This is a genomic window from Pseudomonas sp. VA159-2, from assembly GCF_024126635.1.
In the GTDB taxonomy this organism is placed as follows: Bacteria; Pseudomonadota; Gammaproteobacteria; order Pseudomonadales; family Pseudomonadaceae; genus Aquipseudomonas; species Aquipseudomonas muyukensis.
This window is the reverse complement of sequence record NZ_JAMYBV010000024.1, coordinates 15,926-31,431: the sequence shown is the minus strand read 5'-3', so window position 1 is coordinate 31,431 and position 15,506 is coordinate 15,926. Positions and strand designations below refer to the sequence as shown.

Annotated in this window: 11 protein-coding genes; 9 read left to right on the top strand and 2 right to left on the bottom strand. The window is 66.3% G+C overall.

Annotated features, from left to right (window positions below):
* The first annotated feature begins 3 nt into the window (after positions 1–3).
* From tatA to NJG22_RS19700, 9 genes are all read left to right on the top strand, one after another.
* Positions 4–222: a twin-arginine translocase TatA/TatE family subunit gene (tatA, locus tag NJG22_RS19740; protein WP_253096903.1), complete on the top strand. Its 219-nt coding sequence runs from the start codon at positions 4–6 to the stop codon at positions 220–222.
* Positions 222–500, top strand: a complete 279-nt coding sequence (gene tatB / locus NJG22_RS19735; protein WP_253096900.1) for a Sec-independent protein translocase protein TatB — start codon at positions 222–224, stop codon at positions 498–500. Before tatA ends, tatB begins: the two co-directional genes overlap by 1 nt.
* Entirely contained in the window at positions 500–1,225 is a 726-nt protein-coding gene (tatC, locus tag NJG22_RS19730; RefSeq protein ID WP_253096898.1) for a twin-arginine translocase subunit TatC, read from the top strand. The genes tatB and tatC overlap by 1 nt, the downstream gene beginning before the upstream one ends.
* Positions 1,226–1,409: 184 nt before the next feature.
* A complete protein-coding gene (locus NJG22_RS19725; protein ID WP_253096896.1) occupies positions 1,410–2,141 on the top strand; it encodes a GntR family transcriptional regulator in 732 nt (243 codons plus the stop codon).
* Positions 2,142–2,152: 11 nt separating this feature from the next.
* Positions 2,153–3,241 carry an N-acetylglucosamine-6-phosphate deacetylase gene (nagA, locus tag NJG22_RS19720; RefSeq protein ID WP_253096894.1) on the top strand — a complete coding sequence of 363 codons (1,089 nt, stop codon included), beginning with the start codon at positions 2,153–2,155 and terminating at the stop codon, positions 3,239–3,241.
* Positions 3,238–4,260 (top strand): SIS domain-containing protein, encoded by a 1,023-nt coding sequence (locus NJG22_RS19715; RefSeq protein ID WP_253096892.1) that lies wholly within the window; start codon positions 3,238–3,240, stop codon positions 4,258–4,260. Before nagA ends, NJG22_RS19715 begins: the two co-directional genes overlap by 4 nt.
* 18 nt (positions 4,261–4,278) lie before the next feature.
* Positions 4,279–6,822: a phosphoenolpyruvate--protein phosphotransferase gene (ptsP, locus tag NJG22_RS19710; protein ID WP_253096890.1), complete on the top strand. Its 2,544-nt coding sequence runs from the start codon at positions 4,279–4,281 to the stop codon at positions 6,820–6,822.
* A 12-nt stretch (positions 6,823–6,834) separates the two neighbouring features.
* Positions 6,835–8,499 carry an N-acetylglucosamine-specific PTS transporter subunit IIBC gene (gene nagE / locus NJG22_RS19705; protein WP_253096888.1) on the top strand — a complete coding sequence of 555 codons (1,665 nt, stop codon included), beginning with the start codon at positions 6,835–6,837 and terminating at the stop codon, positions 8,497–8,499.
* A gap of 196 nt (positions 8,500–8,695) precedes the next feature.
* Positions 8,696–10,735 carry a Het-C domain-containing protein gene (locus NJG22_RS19700; RefSeq protein ID WP_253096887.1) on the top strand — a complete coding sequence of 680 codons (2,040 nt, stop codon included), beginning with the start codon at positions 8,696–8,698 and terminating at the stop codon, positions 10,733–10,735.
* Between the two features lie 252 nt (positions 10,736–10,987).
* Here NJG22_RS19700 and NJG22_RS19695 read toward each other — a convergent pair whose 3' ends face one another.
* Both NJG22_RS19695 and purL read right to left on the bottom strand, forming a co-directional pair.
* Positions 10,988–11,299 (bottom strand): NGG1p interacting factor NIF3, encoded by a 312-nt coding sequence (locus NJG22_RS19695; protein ID WP_217849712.1) that lies wholly within the window; start codon positions 11,297–11,299, stop codon positions 10,988–10,990.
* A 3-nt stretch (positions 11,300–11,302) separates the two neighbouring features.
* Positions 11,303–15,202, bottom strand: a complete 3,900-nt coding sequence (purL, locus tag NJG22_RS19690) for a phosphoribosylformylglycinamidine synthase (RefSeq protein ID WP_253096884.1) — start codon at positions 15,200–15,202, stop codon at positions 11,303–11,305.
* Positions 15,203–15,506: the final 304 nt, after the last annotated feature.

Sequence of the window (15,506 nt, the reverse complement as noted above, 5' to 3'; positions counted from 1 at the left end):
TACATGGGTGGCATCGGAATCTGGCAACTGGTGATCGTGCTGTTGATCGTCTTCCTGCTGTTCGGCACCAAGCGTCTCAAGGGGCTGGGCAGCGATGTGGGCGAGGCGATCCAGGGCTTTCGCAAATCCATGGGTGGCAATGCCGAGGCAGACCTCGAGCAGCAACCGCCAACCTTGAACAACCCGCCTGTACACCAGGCCCAGCCGGATCGCCAGGCCTGATGTTCGAGATCGGTTTCAGCGAACTACTGCTGGTGGGCATCGTCGCCCTGCTGGTACTCGGCCCCGAGCGCCTGCCGTTGGCGGCGCGCAGCCTGGGCCGTGGCCTGGGCCAGGCGCGCCGGGCGATGAACGCGCTCAAGGCCCAGGTGCAACGGGAGCTCGACATGCCCGCCCTGGACGCGGCGCCACTGCAACGCCTGGAGCAGGATATCCGCCAGGGTATCCAGCTCGACGCGCTGCCCGCCAATGATGCAGCCCCGGCCAAGGAGCGTGCCTGATGTCCGTCGCCCTCGAACGCCTGCCGCTGACCGAACACCTGCGCGATCTGCGCAAGCGCCTGGTGCGCTGCCTGCTGCTGGTCGCACTGGTGTTCTGCGGCTTGTTCCCCTTCGCCCAGACGCTGTACACGCACATTTCCGAACCGCTGCGCCGCTACCTGCCCGAAGGCGCCAGCATGATCGCCACCAGCGTCACCTCGCCATTTCTTGCGCCCTTCAAGCTGACGGCGATGTGCGCGCTGTTCGTCGCCATGCCACTGCTGCTGCACCAGGCCTGGGGCTTCATCGCCCCTGGGCTGTACCGCCGCGAACGGCGCATCGCCTTGCCGTTGTTGGTGTCGAGCATCGTGCTGTTCTACGGCGGCATGGCCTTCGCGTTCTTCCTGGTGTTCCCGATGATGTTCGGCTTTTTCGCCAGCGTGACCCCGGACGGGGTGGCGATGATGACCGACATCGGCTTGTACCTGGACTTCATCCTCGCGCTGTTCCTGGCGTTCGGCCTGGCCTTCGAGATTCCGGTGGCGACCTTCATCGTGGTCTGGGCCGGGCTCGCCGACGTGGCCACGCTGCGACGCAGCCGGCCCTATGTGATCGTCGGGTGTTTCGTGGTAGGGATGATCCTGACGCCGCCGGATGTGTTTTCCCAGACGATGCTGGCGGTACCGATGTGGCTGCTGTTCGAGATGGGGTTGCTGGCGTGTGGGTTGGTGCGCAGGGCTGGGTAGACCGATGAATTGCCGGGACTGCTGCGCCGCCCTTTCGCGACACAAGGCCGCTCCTACAAGAGCGGTCTTGTGTCGCAAAGCGCCCCCCAGAATCAAAAATGAGATTCCTGACCAGACCAGTGGTATTGACCTGGTATTAAAGTGGTATTAGCTTTCTACCCAACAACAATACCGGACACCGCCCATGCGTCCTCTCTCGGCCCTGCGCCCCGACGACACCAGCGCCACCCCGCTCTACCTGCAACTGGCGCGCAACCTCGAACAGGCCATCCACGCCGGCCAGTGGAGCGCCGACCAAGCCCTGCCCTCCGAGCGCACCCTCAGCGAAACCCTGGACATCTCCCGGGTCACCGCGCGCAAGGCCCTCGAAGTCCTGCTCGAACAAGGCCTGATCCAGCGCATCCAGGGCTCCGGCACCTTCATCACCCCGCGCCTCGAACAACCCTTGTCACGCCTGTCGAGCTTCAGCGAAATGCTGCGCATGAAAGGCTTCGCGCCCAGCTCGCTGTGGCTCGAGCGCAGCATCGGCAGCCCAAGCAACGACGAACTGATCCGCCTCGGCCTGTCGCCCACCGACCAGGTGCTCCACCTCAAGCGCCTGCGCAAGGCCGACGACATCGTCATGGCGGTGGAGGTCAGCACCCTGCCTGCCCGCCTGCTCGGCGACCCACAGGCCATCGGCGACTCGCTGTACCAGCACCTCGACCAACTCGGCCGCCCGGTGGTCCGCGCCCTGCAACACATTCGCGCGATCAACGCCGGTGACGAACTGGCCGCCCAGGTGGGCATCGCCCCCGGCACCGCCATGCTGCTGATGACCCGTATCGGCTACCTCGACGACAACACGCCGATCGAGCTCACCGACACCTACTGCCGCAACGACTACTACGACTTCGTCGCCGAACTGCGACGCTGACCGGAGCCCCCATGGACATCGCCAACATCCTCACCCCCGACGGCTGGGTGCGCGGCCAGCTGTGCCTCGAAAATGGCCGTATCCGGGCCATCGAGGGCACCCCGTGCGACCCGCAGGCCAACGACCTGCCCTACCTGCTGCCCGGTTTCATCGACCTGCATGTGCATGGCGGCGGAGGCAGCGACATCATGCAGGGTGGCGACGCCTTCGCCACCATCGCCCGCACCCATCGGCGCTTCGGCACCACCTCGTTGCTGGCCACCACCATGACCGCGCCGCGCGAGGAGCTGGGCCGCGTGCTCGCCGAACTGGGCGAGCACCTCGGGCAACCGCGCCAGGGCGCGCGCATCCTCGGTGTGCACCTGGAAGGCCCGTACATCAACCCCGGCAAGCTCGGCGCGCAGCCGAACTTCGCCCACCAGGCGCTGCTCGACGAGGTCGAAGAGTACCTGGCCCTGGCGCCGATCAAGGTCATCACCATCGCCCCGGAAGTCGCCGGCCACCTGCCGCTGATCCAGGCCCTGAGCCAGCGCGGCATCCGCCTGCAGCTCGGCCATACCCTGGGCAGCTACGAAGAAGGCGTGGCGGCCCTGGCGGCCGGCGCCAGCAGCTTCACCCACCTGTACAACGCCATGAGCCCGCTGCACCATCGCGAGCCGGGCATCGTCGGCGCGGCCCTGGCCCACGCCCGCTATGCCGAACTGATTCCCGACCTACTGCACGTGCACCCGGGCGCCATACGCGTGGCCCTGCGCTCGATCCCCTGCCTGTACTGCGTCACCGATTCCACCGCCGCCGCCGGCATGCCCGACGGCGAATACCGCCTGGGCAGCCACACCGTGACCAAGTGCCTGGGTGGCGTGCGCCTGCCCGACGGCACCCTGGCCGGCAGCACCCTGACCATGGACCAGGCCCTGCGCAACCTGGTGAAGATCGGCCTGCCGCTGGCCGAAGCATCCGACCGCCTGTCCCGCTACCCCGCCGATTACCTCGGCATCGCCGACCGTGGCCGCCTGCAAGCTGGCGCCTGGGCCGACGCGGTGCTGCTCGATCGCCAACTGAACCTGACCGCCGTGATGGTCGAAGGAGAAACCGCATGAGTTCAAGGATGCTCGAAGAAGCGCAGGCCTGCGCCGATGTGGTGCAGACACAGCTCCAGGCACTGGACCGGCGCCTGGAAACCCTCAGCGAACGGCTGCGTCGGCTCGACCCGCAGGTAGCGCTGACCGTGGCCCGGGGCAGCTCGGACCATGCCGCCAGCTATTTCGCCTACCTCGCCATGCAGCAGCTCGGCCTGCCGGTGGCCTCGCTGCCGATGTCGGTGGTAACCCTGCAACAGTCGCCGCTGCGGGTACGTGGCCAAGTGGCGTTGGGCTTCTCGCAATCGGGCCAGAGCCCGGACCTGGTCGACAGCCTGCGTCGCCTGGACCAATGCGGCGCGACCACCGTCTCGCTGGTCAACGCCACCGACTCGCCGCTGGAGCAGGCTTGCCAGCACCATCTGCCGCTGTGCGCGGGGCCTGAGCTGTCGGTGGCGGCGACCAAAAGCTTCGTCGCCACCCTCAGCGCCAGCGCCCGCCTGGTCGCCCATTGGGGCCAGGATCGCGCCTTGCTGGAGGCCGGCCTGGCCCTGCCGGCTCAACTGCGTGAAGCCGCCGCCCAGGACTGGAGCCTGGCCATCGACACCCTGCGCGATGCCGAGCAACTGATGGTGATTGGCCGCGGCGCGGGCGTTGCCATTGCCCAGGAGGCCGCGCTGAAGTTCAAGGAAACCTCGGTGATCCAAGCCGAGGCCTTCAGCAGCGCCGAGGTGCGCCATGGCCCCATGGCGCTGATCGACGCCCAGTACCCGCTGCTGGTGTTCGCCCCCCGGGGTGTCGAGCAGGCCGGCCTGCTGCAACTGGCCGCCGACATGCGCCAGCGCGGCGCCCGGGTGCTGCTGGCGGCGCCGGCCGACATCGCCGCCCGCAACCTGACCCTGAGCTGCGCCGAACACCCGGCCCTGGACCCGCTGCTGGCGATCCAGAGCTTCTACATCATGGCCGCGGCCCTGGCCGAGGCCCGCGGCCTGGACCCTGACCAGCCGCGCCACCTGAGCAAAGTGACCTGCACGCAGTGAAGCCGCGAGGAGCCGCGCATGCCCGACAATAACAAGATCATCCTCCATGCCCCGCTCACCGGGCCGCTGGTGCCGCTGGAACACGTGCCGGACCCGGTGTTCAGCAGCGCCACCCTCGGTGACGGCGTCGCCATCGATCCGCTCAACGACGTGCTGCACGCCCCATGCGCCGGCGAGGTGGTGCAGTTGGCACGCAGCGGCCACGCGCTGACCCTGCGTGCGGCCAACGGCGCAGAGGTCCTCCTGCATATCGGTGTCGACACCGTGCAACTGCAGGGTCGTGGTTTCTCGCCGTTGGTGGCGCTGGGCGACCAGGTCAGCCAAGGCCAACCGCTGGTGCGCTTCGACATGGACCAGGTGGCGCAGCACTGTGTCAGCCTGGTTACGGTGATGCTGATCAGCAATGGCCCTGGCTTTGGCCTGAGGCGACTGCAGACAGGCACTGCGCAGCTCGGTGCGGCGCTGCTGGAGGTCGAGGCCACGGCTCACGAAGCGAATGCCCGACCGGTCAGCCATGAGCGCGCACGCGGCCATGCCCGGGTCGCTCATCAGGGCGGCCTGCACGCCCGCCCCGCCGCCCTGCTGCGCCAGACCGCGCAAGGCTTCAAGAGCCAAGCCGTGCTGCGCTTCGGCGAACGCGAGGCCGACCTCGACAGCCTGGTGGCGGTCATGGGCCTGGGCGTTGGCGAAGGTGCCAACGTCGAACTGATCTGTACCGGGCCGGACAGCCAGGCCGCGCTGCAAGCGTTGATCGCCGCCGTGCAGACGGCCTCGGTCGGTGAGCGCCATGCCGCGCACGCGCCGACCAGCCCCACCCGGCCCAAGCCCGCTGCAGAGCCCGGCATGCTTACCGGTGTCTGCGCAGCCCCGGGCCTGGCCCAAGGGCCGCTGGCCCGGCTGGACGGGGTCAGCCTGCCGCCCGACAACGGCGACAACGACCCCGCCGTTCAGCACCAGGCGTTGAATACGGCCTTGGCCGAAGTGCGCCACGCCATCGACCGCGACTGGCGCCACCTGCCACGCGGCCAGGAGGACGCGGCGGCGATCCTCGAGGCCCACCTGGCCTTGCTCGACGATCCGGCCCTGCTCGGCGACGCCCGCCAGCATATCGCCAACGGCGTCGCCGCCAGCCATGCCTGGAGCCGTGCCATCGATGCCCAGTGCCAGATCCTGCGTAACCTGGGCAACCCGTTGCTGGCCGAGCGCGCCAACGACCTGTACGACCTGCAACAGCGCGTGCTGCGGGCCTTGCTTGGTGAAACCCGGCAACTGCGCCTACCGCCCTCGGCCATTGTCGTCGCCCATGAACTGACCCCGTCCGACCTGCTGCTGCTGGCCCGCCATGAAGTCGCCGGGCTGTGCATGGCCGCCGGTGGCGCCACCTCGCACGTCGCCATCCTTGCCCGCGCCCGTGGCCTGCCGTGCCTGGTGGCGGTGGGCGAAGCGCTGCTGGAACTGCCCACAGGTACGCCGTTGGTGCTGGACGCCGACCTGGGCCGCCTGGAAACCGAGGCTGATGCGCAGCGCCTGGCCGAGGTGCAGCGTCATGTGCAACAGCGCCGCGAAACCCGCCAACGCCAGCAGGCCGCCGCCCAGCAGAGCGCCCGCACCCGTGATGGCCAGCTGATCGAGGTCGCCGCCAATGTCGCCAGTGCCGAGGAGGCCGCCGAGGCCTTGGCCCAAGGTGCCGACGGCATCGGCCTGCTGCGCAGCGAGTTCCTGTTCATCGACCGCCCCACCGCGCCAGACCAAGCCGAGCAGCTCGCCGCCTACCAGGCCGTGCTCGACGCCATGGCCGAGCGCCCGGTGATCATCCGCACCATCGACGTCGGCGGCGACAAGCAGCTCGACTACCTGCCGTTGCCGGCCGAGGCCAACCCGGTACTGGGCCTGCGCGGCATCCGCCTGGGCCAGGTGCGCCCGGAACTGCTCGACCAGCAACTGCGCGCGCTGCTGCAGGTCAGCCCGCAACGCCGTTGCCGGATCATGCTGCCGATGGTCACCGAGGTCGACGAACTGCTCGCCATTCGCCAGCGCCTGGACCAGTTGGCCGCCGAGCTGGGCATCGGCGAGCGCGCCGAACTGGGGGTGATGATCGAAGTGCCTGCCGCGGCGCTGCTCGCCGAGCGCCTGGCCGAGCATGCCGACTTCTTCTCCATCGGCACCAACGACCTGTCCCAGTACACCCTGGCCATGGACCGTGACCATGCCGGGTTGGCGGCACGGGTCGATGCCCTGCACCCGGCGCTGCTGCGCCTGATCGAGCTGGCCTGCCAGGGCGCGGCGAAACATGGCCGCTGGGTTGGCGTATGCGGCGCGCTGGCCTGCGACCCACTGGCCACCCCGGTGCTGGTCGGCCTGGGCGTGGCCGAGCTGTCGGTCAGCGCGCCGCAGATCGGTGAGATCAAGGCCCTGGTTCGTCAGCTCGACGCCAGTGCCTGTCGCCGCTTCAGCCAAGGCCTGCTGGGCCTGGCCAGCGCCGCCGCGGTACGCCAGGCCTGCCGAGACTTCGCCGCCCAGCCCCTCGTCCAACCGACCGCCGCCGCGGCCCTGCAACGATAATCGGAGCGCACCATGTACCAGCATTTCATCCAGGGCCTGCAACGGCTCGGCCGCGCCTTGATGCTGCCCATCGCCATCCTGCCCATCGCCGGCCTGTTGCTGCGCCTGGGCGATACCGACTTGCTCGACATTGTCCTGGTGCATGATGCCGGGCAAGCGATCTTCGCCAACCTGGCGCTGATCTTCGCCGTCGGTATCGCCGTGGGCTTCGCCCGTGACAACAACGGCACCGCGGGCCTTGCCGGCGCCATCGGCTACCTGGTGCTGGTGGCGACGCTGAAAGTGATCGATCCGAAGATCGACATGGGCATGCTCGCGGGCATCCTCTGCGGCTTGCTCGGTGGCGGCCTGTACAACCGTTTCAAGGACATCCAGCTGCCGGACTACCTGGCATTCTTTGGCGGCCGGCGCTTCGTGCCCATCGCCACCGGGGTCTCGGCGGTGTTCCTCGGGCTCTTGTTCGGCCTGATCTGGCCGCCGATCCAGCACGGCATCAACGACCTCGGCCAACTGATGCTGGAGAGCGGCAGCATTGGCGCGTTCTTCTTCGGTGTGCTCAACCGGCTGCTGATCATCACCGGCCTGCACCACATCCTCAACAACCTGGTGTGGTTCGTCTTCGGCAGCTTCCAGGCAACCAGCGGGCAAGTGGTCACCGGTGACCTGGCGCGTTTCTTCGCCGGCGACCCGCACGCCGGGCAGTTCATGGCCGGTATGTTCCCGGTGATGATCTTCGGCCTGCCCGCCGCCTGCCTGGCCATGTACCGCCATGCCCTGCCGGGGCGACGCAAGCTGATCGGCGGGGTATTGCTGTCGATGGCGTTGACCTCGGCGCTGACCGGGGTGACCGAGCCGATCGAGTTCGCCTTCATGTTCCTTGCGCCCCTGCTGTATTTGATCCATGCCCTGTTCACCGGCTTGTCCATGGCCATCTGCGATTTGCTGGGCATTCGCCTCGGCTTCACCTTCTCCGGCGGCGCCATCGACATGGCCCTGGGCTGGGGCCGCTCCAGCAACGGCTGGCTGGTGTTCCCGCTGGGCCTGGCATACGCGCTGCTGTACTACTTCGTGTTCGACTTCTGCATCCGCCGCTTCGACCTGAAAACCCCGGGGCGCGAAGAACAGCCGGCCACCCAGCCCGGCAGCAGCGCCGATGCCGCCCGAGGGCGCCGCTACATCGATGCCCTGGGCGGGGCAGCCAACCTGCAAGGTGTCGACGCCTGCACCACGCGCCTGCGCCTGGTGTTGGCCGACCGCGCCCTGGCCAACGACCCGGCCTTGAAAGCCCTTGGCGCCCTGGCCGTGGTACGCCCCGGCAGCGGCGGCAGCCTGCAGGTGGTGGTCGGGCCAATGGCTGATGCGCTGGCGGATGAAATTCGTGCCCAACTGCCGCTTGGCGCCAGTGCCAATCCACTCGGTGCGCAGGTGCCGGCGCCCCTGCCGCAGACGGTGGACGCCGAACCATGGTTGCAAGCATTAGGCGGCCGGGAAAACCTGCTCAACGCGCAGTGCGTGGCGCTAAGCCGGGTGCGCATCGAGCTCAAGGATAAGCAGCGCGTCGACGCCTCACGGCTGATGAACCTGGGTTGCCTAGGTATCAGCCCACAGCCGAATGGCGTTTGGCATTTGCTGCTGGGCCCTCGGGCAGCGTCGCTGAGCCAGGCACTGGACAGCTGACGGGTCATGCAGGGGCACAGCCGTCAGCGGTGTTGCCCCTCACCCTGCGCGTAGGAAAACACCGCAATAACTCGCAAGAAACAAGCGCTCCCACAGAAGGACCAGGCTGAAGCCACTGTAGGGCAGTTGTTCCATATTCTTTTACCGCCCGCCGAACAGCACTGTGGCCGTCCCAACCATTGATGAGGACGCCACCATGAGCGAACTGAACAGCACCTTTGCCCTGGACCAATTGACCGGGATTGCACGCACCACCGGCGAGCTGGAATTTGTACTGATGTTCATGCCGATTTTCGGCTATGACGTCCCTGCGACGCTCTTCACCAAGTTTCGCGATGCCCTGCTCTCGGGCGAGGTGGAGAACCCGGAGCACCGCGTCGACGAAGACGCCGAGCGCATCGCCAGCTACGACAGCGACACCCGCACCATCAGTGTCGACATCAGCGCTATCGAGCAAGCCCTGGAAGACCCGACCACCGCGCCCGACCTGCTGATCGAGATGCTGAGTGCGTTCGGCCGCCACCTGCATGCGTTGTTCGCGTCCGAGCTCGACGCACTGGAGCCAATGCCGGAGCTGCTCGAGGCCGAAGAGGTCGGCCATAACTACGCTGCGATGCTGGCCCTGTTCGACAGTACCCCTGAGACAGGGACAGTCTTCGGCGATTACACCAACGCTGAAGAAACATCCCCCCTGCAGCTGGATTTCAGCGCCGCACCGGACCTTGAGGACCTCCTGCCACAGGAACCCGACAGCCTGGTCATCCAACCTCGATTCGGCGCTGGCACAGGCAACGGTTCGGAGCACTCCTTCGGCCACGAGTCCATCGAGCACATTCTCAAGGACGCCGGGTTCACCGAACGTGAATGCAAGGCGATCTACTTTGGTAACTGGCTACGCGACCACTCGCAGATCGTCGACCCCAAGATCGTGCGTCCGGCGGGCGCAAGCCAAGAGCAGCCCTGGCAGTTGCCCAGGGAAGTCCTCGCGCAGATCATTGATATCTTCGCCCACGAAGAATTCAGCAGCCTGCAAGAAACCGATGAAGATCGCGAAGCCTACCGTGTGACCAAGGAGATGCTGGGCGTATATCGACCCTCCGAACATATCGATAACCCCACCAACCTCGACGAAGCCGCTGTGGATCCCCGAACGATCGACGAAGACTTCGAAGCGCTGGTCAGGCCCGGCGATGCACAAACCCAGGTAAACCCGCATACCTCGAAAAAGCACCACATCGATTACGCCGAAAGCTACATGCGCCATAAACTGTTCGAGGCGGCGACGCTCGGCAAGACCCCAGATGGCATGCGCTGCTTCGGTGAGGCCCTGCATGTGCTGGAGGACTACTTTGCCCACTCCAACTTCGTCGAGCTCAGCCTGATCAAGCAAGGCCACGCGGTTTTGCCATGGACCACGCCGAATGGCGAGTACCGCCATGCCTTACCGGTTGTCACCGGGCTTTTCAGCAGCCTGGATGTCATCGCCAGCGTCGTCGAACCCCTGGGCAAGATACTGTTCTCCACGAAGGACCCGAAGGATAAACGGCAACCCGGTTACCGCGCGCGAACCGACAAAGCCTTGCTGCTGGTCCTGTCCGAGTTGGAAGATCGGCGCTGGTACAACGCACTGAACACCCTGCTGGCGATCCGTGACGGTATACGTAGCAACCCCCTCGTGAGGTTCAGTTCGAGACTGCTGTGGGCCATTGGCAAGCCAGACAGGTTGGTCAGCCAGATAATGAATGCCTACTTGCAGAAAGCACTGGTGCCCATTGGCGAACTGGTACATGACCACCAGACGGCACTCGGCGACCCCAACACCGAACCCGGCGTCGATCCTACCCACACCCAACTGGCCAAGGACCATGACGACCATCCCTTCCATACGCTGGCGGCCCGGCTGGCCCAGTGGGCAGTGCTTGAAGTCGGGGTGAAGATGCGAGCGATCTGGGCCAAGGATGAAACGGAGTCCATCGACTGGATCGAGCTGCAGGACCTTGCCTCCAGCTTCCTCCTCCATCCCAATGACAGCGAATGGCAGGACGATATCGTCAGCGCCTGGAGCGCCACCAATGCCCAGGCTATCGAGGATGGTAAGTCCGCCAGCTACTTCGAAAGGCACCGCAAGCAGGAGATGGAGCGGTCCAAGAACAGGGTCAAACAGCTGAGCGAAAACCCGCACTTCCAGCCGATCAAGCTCAATGACAGTTTCCGCAACACGTTCCCTCTGTTCTGAAAACACAGGGTTACCTGAGCACTTTTTCGCCTGCAGTTGCGCTTTGCAGGATGATCGGGCTTCAGCCACTCCCTGAGCGAGCTTGTGTCGCGAAAGGGGCGTGCAGCGGCCCCTGGATTCGAGCGGTCATGCACAGATCGCTGGGGCCGCCTTGCGGCCCTATCGCGACACGAGGCCGCTCCTACAGGGGCGCAGAACGCAAAAAAGGTGGGCAAATGCCCACCTTTTTCGTGCAACTGTCCCACCGCCCCTTCAAATGTCCAGCAACTGCCAGACTTCGTAGGCCGGTGTTTCATAGGGGTGGCTGTGCTTAAGCGCGGCCACGACCTGAACGATCAGCTCGTCGGCCACCACCAGCTCCACCTTCCACTCCTCGACCACCTCCACCTGGCCGGTTTGCCCGAGGTACGGCTGGCTGCCGTCCAACGGGCGGAACTGGCCCTGGCCGCGGGTCTGCCAGGCGCAGTGGTCGTAGTCGCCGATGCGTCCGCCGCCAGCGGCGAACACAGCGGCCTTGACCACTTCGACATGGCTGTCGGGGACGAAGAAGGCGAGCTTGTGCACCCCTTAGTTCACCCACACCCGCGCGTTGCGGAACATGCGCATCAGCGCTGCGTCTTCCTGCCACTCGTCGGGGCGCCAGGAGTTCTGCACCGCGCGGAACATGCGCTCAGGGTGCGGCATCATGATGGTCACGCGACCGTCGCGGCTGGTCAGGCCAGTGATGCCACGCGGCGAGCCGTTGGGGTTGGCCGGGTAGGCTTCGGTGACCTTGCCGTGGTTGTCGACGTAGCGCAGGGCCACGCAACCGGACAGGTCAGCCTCGAGCAGCGCTTCTTCGCTGGCGAACTCGGCATGGCCTTCGCCGTGGGCGATGGCGATCGGCATGCGCGAACCGGCCATGCCCTGCAGGAAGATCGAGTTGGACTTCTGCACCTCGACCATGGCCACCCGCGCCTCGAACTGCTCCGAGCGGTTGCGCACGAAGTGCGGCCAGTACTCGGTGCCCGGGATCAGCTCGTGCAGGTTGGACATCATCTGGCAACCGTTGCACACGCCCAGGGCAAAACTGTCGGTACGCTCGAAGAAGGCCTGGAAGGCATCGCGGGCACGGACGTTGAACAGCGCCGACTTGGCCCAGCCTTCACCGGCGCCGAGCACGTCACCGTAGGAGAAGCCGCCACAAGCCACCAGGCCCTTGAAGGCCTCGAAATCGACGCGGCCAGAAAGGATGTCGCTCATGTGCACATCGACGGCGGCAAAGCCGGCACGGTCAAAGGCTGCGGCCATTTCGACCTGGCCGTTGACGCCCTGCTCGCGCAGGATCGCCACTTGCGGGCGCACGCCTTTCTTGATGTATGGCGCGGCGATGTCGTCGTTGACGTCATAGCCGAGCTTGACCGACAGGCCGGGGTTGTCTTCCTCGAGCAGCGCGTCGAATTCCTGGTCGGCGCAGTCGGCGTTGTCGCGCAGACGCTGGACCTGGTAGCTGGTCTCGGCCCATTGGCGCTGCAGCAGGCGGCGGTCGCCCTTGAACAGCTCTTCGCCTTCGAACTTGATCAGCACTTCAGCGTTGTTGATCGGCTGGCCGATCACCGCGACGCAATCCTCACCCAGGCCTGCGGCGCTGAACTGCGCCAGCACATCCGGCGTGGCGTCCTGACGGACCTGGATCACCGCGCCCAGCTCTTCGTTGAAGAGGATGGCCGCGACTTTCTCGCGCTTGCTGGTCAGGTTACCCAGTTCCAGCTCCAGGCCGCAGTGGCCGGCGAAGGCCATTTCCAGCACGGTGGTCAGCAGGCCACCGTCGGAACGGTCGTGGTAGGCCAGCAGGTGGCCGTCTTCGTTCAGGCCCTGGATCACCGCGAAGAATGCCTTGAGGTCCTCGGCGTCATCGACGTCCGGCGCCTGGGCGGCCAGCTTGCCGTGGGTCTGCGCCAGGATCGAGGCGCCCATGCGGTTCTTGCCGCGACCCAGGTCGATCAGGATCAGGTCGGTCTCGCCCTTGTCCATGCGCAGCTGCGGGGTCAAGGTCTTGCGGATGTCGGTGACCGGGGCGAAGCCGGTGATGATCAGCGACATCGGCGAGGTGACGCTCTTCTGCTCGCCGGCTTCGCTCCACTGGGTCTTCATCGACATCGAGTCTTTACCCACCGGAATGGTGATGCCCAGCTCCGGGCACAGCTCCATGCCGACGGCCTTGACGGTGTCGTACAGGCGGGCGTCTTCGCCCGGGTGGCCGGCGGCGGACATCCAGTTGGCCGACAGCTTGATGTCGGACAGCTTCTCGATGCGCGAGGCGGCCAGGTTGGTCAGGGTCTCGCCGATCGCCATGCGGCCAGAGGCCGGAGCGTCGAGCAGGGCCAGCGGGGTACGCTCACCCATGGCCATGGCTTCGCCGGTGTAGACGTCGAAGCTGGTGGCGGTGACGGCGCAGTCGGCCACCGGTACCTGCCACGGGCCGACCATCTGGTCGCGGGCCACCAGGCCGGTGATGGTGCGGTCGCCGATGGTGATCAGGAAGCTCTTGCTGGCCACGGCCGGGTGACGCAGGACGCGCTCGACCGAGTCGGTCAGGTCCAGGGTGCTCGGGTCGAACTCATCGCCCAGCTCCGCTTCGCGAGTGACCGAACGGTGCATGCGCGGCGGCTTGCCCAGCAGCACGTCCAGCGGCATGTCCACCGGGGTGTTGTCGAAGTGGCTGTCGGTGACGGTCAGGTGCTTCTCTTCGGTGGCCTCGCCGACCACCGCGAACGGGCAACGCTCGCGCTCGCAGATGGCCTGGAAGCGCTCGAAGTCCTCGGCGCTGACCGCCAGCACGTAGCGCTCCTGGGATTCGTTGGACCAGATCTCGTGCGGGGCCATGCCCGGCTCGTCGTTGGGCACGTTGCGCAGCTCGAAGCGGCCACCACGGCCACCGTCGTTGACCAGCTCGGGGAAGGCGTTGGAGATGCCGCCGGCGCCGACGTCGTGGATGAAGGCGATCGGGTTCTTGTCGCCCAGCTGCCAGCAGCGGTCGATGACCTCCTGGCAACGACGCTCCATCTCGGGGTTTTCGCGCTGTACCGAGGCGAAGTCGAGGTCAGCGGAGCTGGCGCCGGTGGCTACCGACGAGGCGGCGCCGCCGCCCAGGCCGATCAGCATGGCCGGGCCGCCGAGCACGATCAGCTTGGCGCCGACGGTGATCTCGCCCTTCTGCACGTGGTCTTCACGGATGTTGCCCATGCCACCGGCCAGCATGATCGGCTTGTGGTAGCCACGGACTTCCTCACCGTGCGGGGTGTTGATGCCCTGCTCGAAGGTACGGAAGTAGCCGGTCAGCGCCGGACGGCCGAATTCGTTGTTGAACGCCGCGCCGCCCAGTGGGCCTTCGATCATGATGTCGAGGGCGTCGACGATGCGCTCGGGCTTGCCGTACGGCTTTTCCCAAGGCTGCTCGAAACCTGGGATGCGCAGGTTGGAGACGGTGAAACCGGTCAGGCCGGCCTTGGGCTTGGCACCGCGGCCGGTGGCGCCTTCGTCGCGGATCTCGCCGCCGGAGCCGGTGGAGGCACCGGAGAACGGGGCGATGGCGGTCGGGTGGTTGTGCGTCTCGACCTTCATCAGGATGTGCACCGGCTCCTGCACCGCACCGTACTGGCGGGTCTCAGGGTTCGGGAAGAAGCGCCCGGCCACCGAACCGACGATCACCGAGGCGTTGTCCTTGTAGGCCGACAGCACGCCTTCGTTGTGCATCTGGTAGGTGTTCTTGATCATGCCGAACAGGCTCTTCTCTTGCGCCTGGCCGTCGATGTCCCAGCTGGCGTTGAAGATCTTGTGGCGGCAGTGCTCGGAGTTGGCCTGGGCGAACATCATCAATTCGATGTCGTTCGGGTTGCGCTTGAGCCCCTGGAAAGCGGCGACCAGGTAGTCGATTTCGTCCTCGGCCAGGGCTAGGCCCAGGTCGATGTTGGCCTGGGCCAGGGCGGCGCGGCCACCGCCGAGCACGTCGACCGAGGTCATCGGCCGTGGCTGGGCGTGGCTGAACAGGTCGGCGGCGTCTTCCAGGCGCGCCAGCACGCGCTGGGTCATGCGGTCGTGCAGTTCGGCGGCGACGCGCTGGGCGTCGGCGTCGCTGAGGCTACCGGCGACGTAGTAGGCGATGCCGCGCTCCAGGCGCTGGATCGACTGCAGGCCGCAGTTGTGGGCGATGTCGCTGGCCTTGGACGCCCAGGGCGAGATGGTGCCCAGACGCGGCACCACCAGGAACAGGTGGCCGGCTGGCTCCTGGACCGGCACGCTCGGGCCGTACTTGAGCAGACGGCCCAGCACCTGCTGCTGGTCGGCGGTCAGCTCGCCGTCGACGTCGGCGAAATGGGCGAATTCGGCATACAAACCAGTAACAGCGGGGACTTTCTGGCTCAGTTGCTCGAGTAATTTACCGTGGCGAAAGGCAGAAAGGGCAGGAGCGCCGCGCAGGATCAACATCGTCGGGACAGCCTCAGGAAGGGGTGTGCTTAGAGGCCGTGCATTCTAGCCTAATTCGCACGCTTTCGGCACCCGCTCTAAGCCAATGCTGCCGGGCGGTGGAACCGGACCCAGGGGTCAAAAAAACCACCCGCTTTCACCCGGTCCATGTAGGAGCGGCCTTGTGTCGCGATGGGCTGCGCAGCAGCCCCAAAGTCACAGCTGAGCGGGAAAACCCTTGGGGCCGCTGCGCGGCCCATCGCGACACAAGGCCGCTCCTACAAAGGAATCGAGCCGCTTGTGCACAGAACGCGCTAGCAGACCT

Bases quoted from the DNA above. Each gene is read 5' to 3' on its own strand.
- tatA (WP_253096903.1), top strand. From the start codon at position 4: ATGGGTGGCATCGGAATCTGGCAACTGGTGATCGTGCTGTTGATCGTC.
- tatB (WP_253096900.1), top strand. From the start codon at position 222: ATGTTCGAGATCGGTTTCAGCGAACTACTGCTGGTGGGCATCGTCGCC.
- tatC (WP_253096898.1), top strand. From the start codon at position 500: ATGTCCGTCGCCCTCGAACGCCTGCCGCTGACCGAACACCTGCGCGAT.
- NJG22_RS19725 (WP_253096896.1), top strand. From the start codon at position 1,410: ATGCGTCCTCTCTCGGCCCTGCGCCCCGACGACACCAGCGCCACCCCG.
- nagA (WP_253096894.1), top strand. From the start codon at position 2,153: ATGGACATCGCCAACATCCTCACCCCCGACGGCTGGGTGCGCGGCCAG.
- NJG22_RS19715 (WP_253096892.1), top strand. From the start codon at position 3,238: ATGAGTTCAAGGATGCTCGAAGAAGCGCAGGCCTGCGCCGATGTGGTG.
- ptsP (WP_253096890.1), top strand. From the start codon at position 4,279: ATGCCCGACAATAACAAGATCATCCTCCATGCCCCGCTCACCGGGCCG.
- nagE (WP_253096888.1), top strand. From the start codon at position 6,835: ATGTACCAGCATTTCATCCAGGGCCTGCAACGGCTCGGCCGCGCCTTG.
- NJG22_RS19700 (WP_253096887.1), top strand. From the start codon at position 8,696: ATGAGCGAACTGAACAGCACCTTTGCCCTGGACCAATTGACCGGGATT.
- purL (WP_253096884.1), bottom strand. From the start codon at position 15,202: ATGTTGATCCTGCGCGGCGCTCCTGCCCTTTCTGCCTTTCGCCACGGT.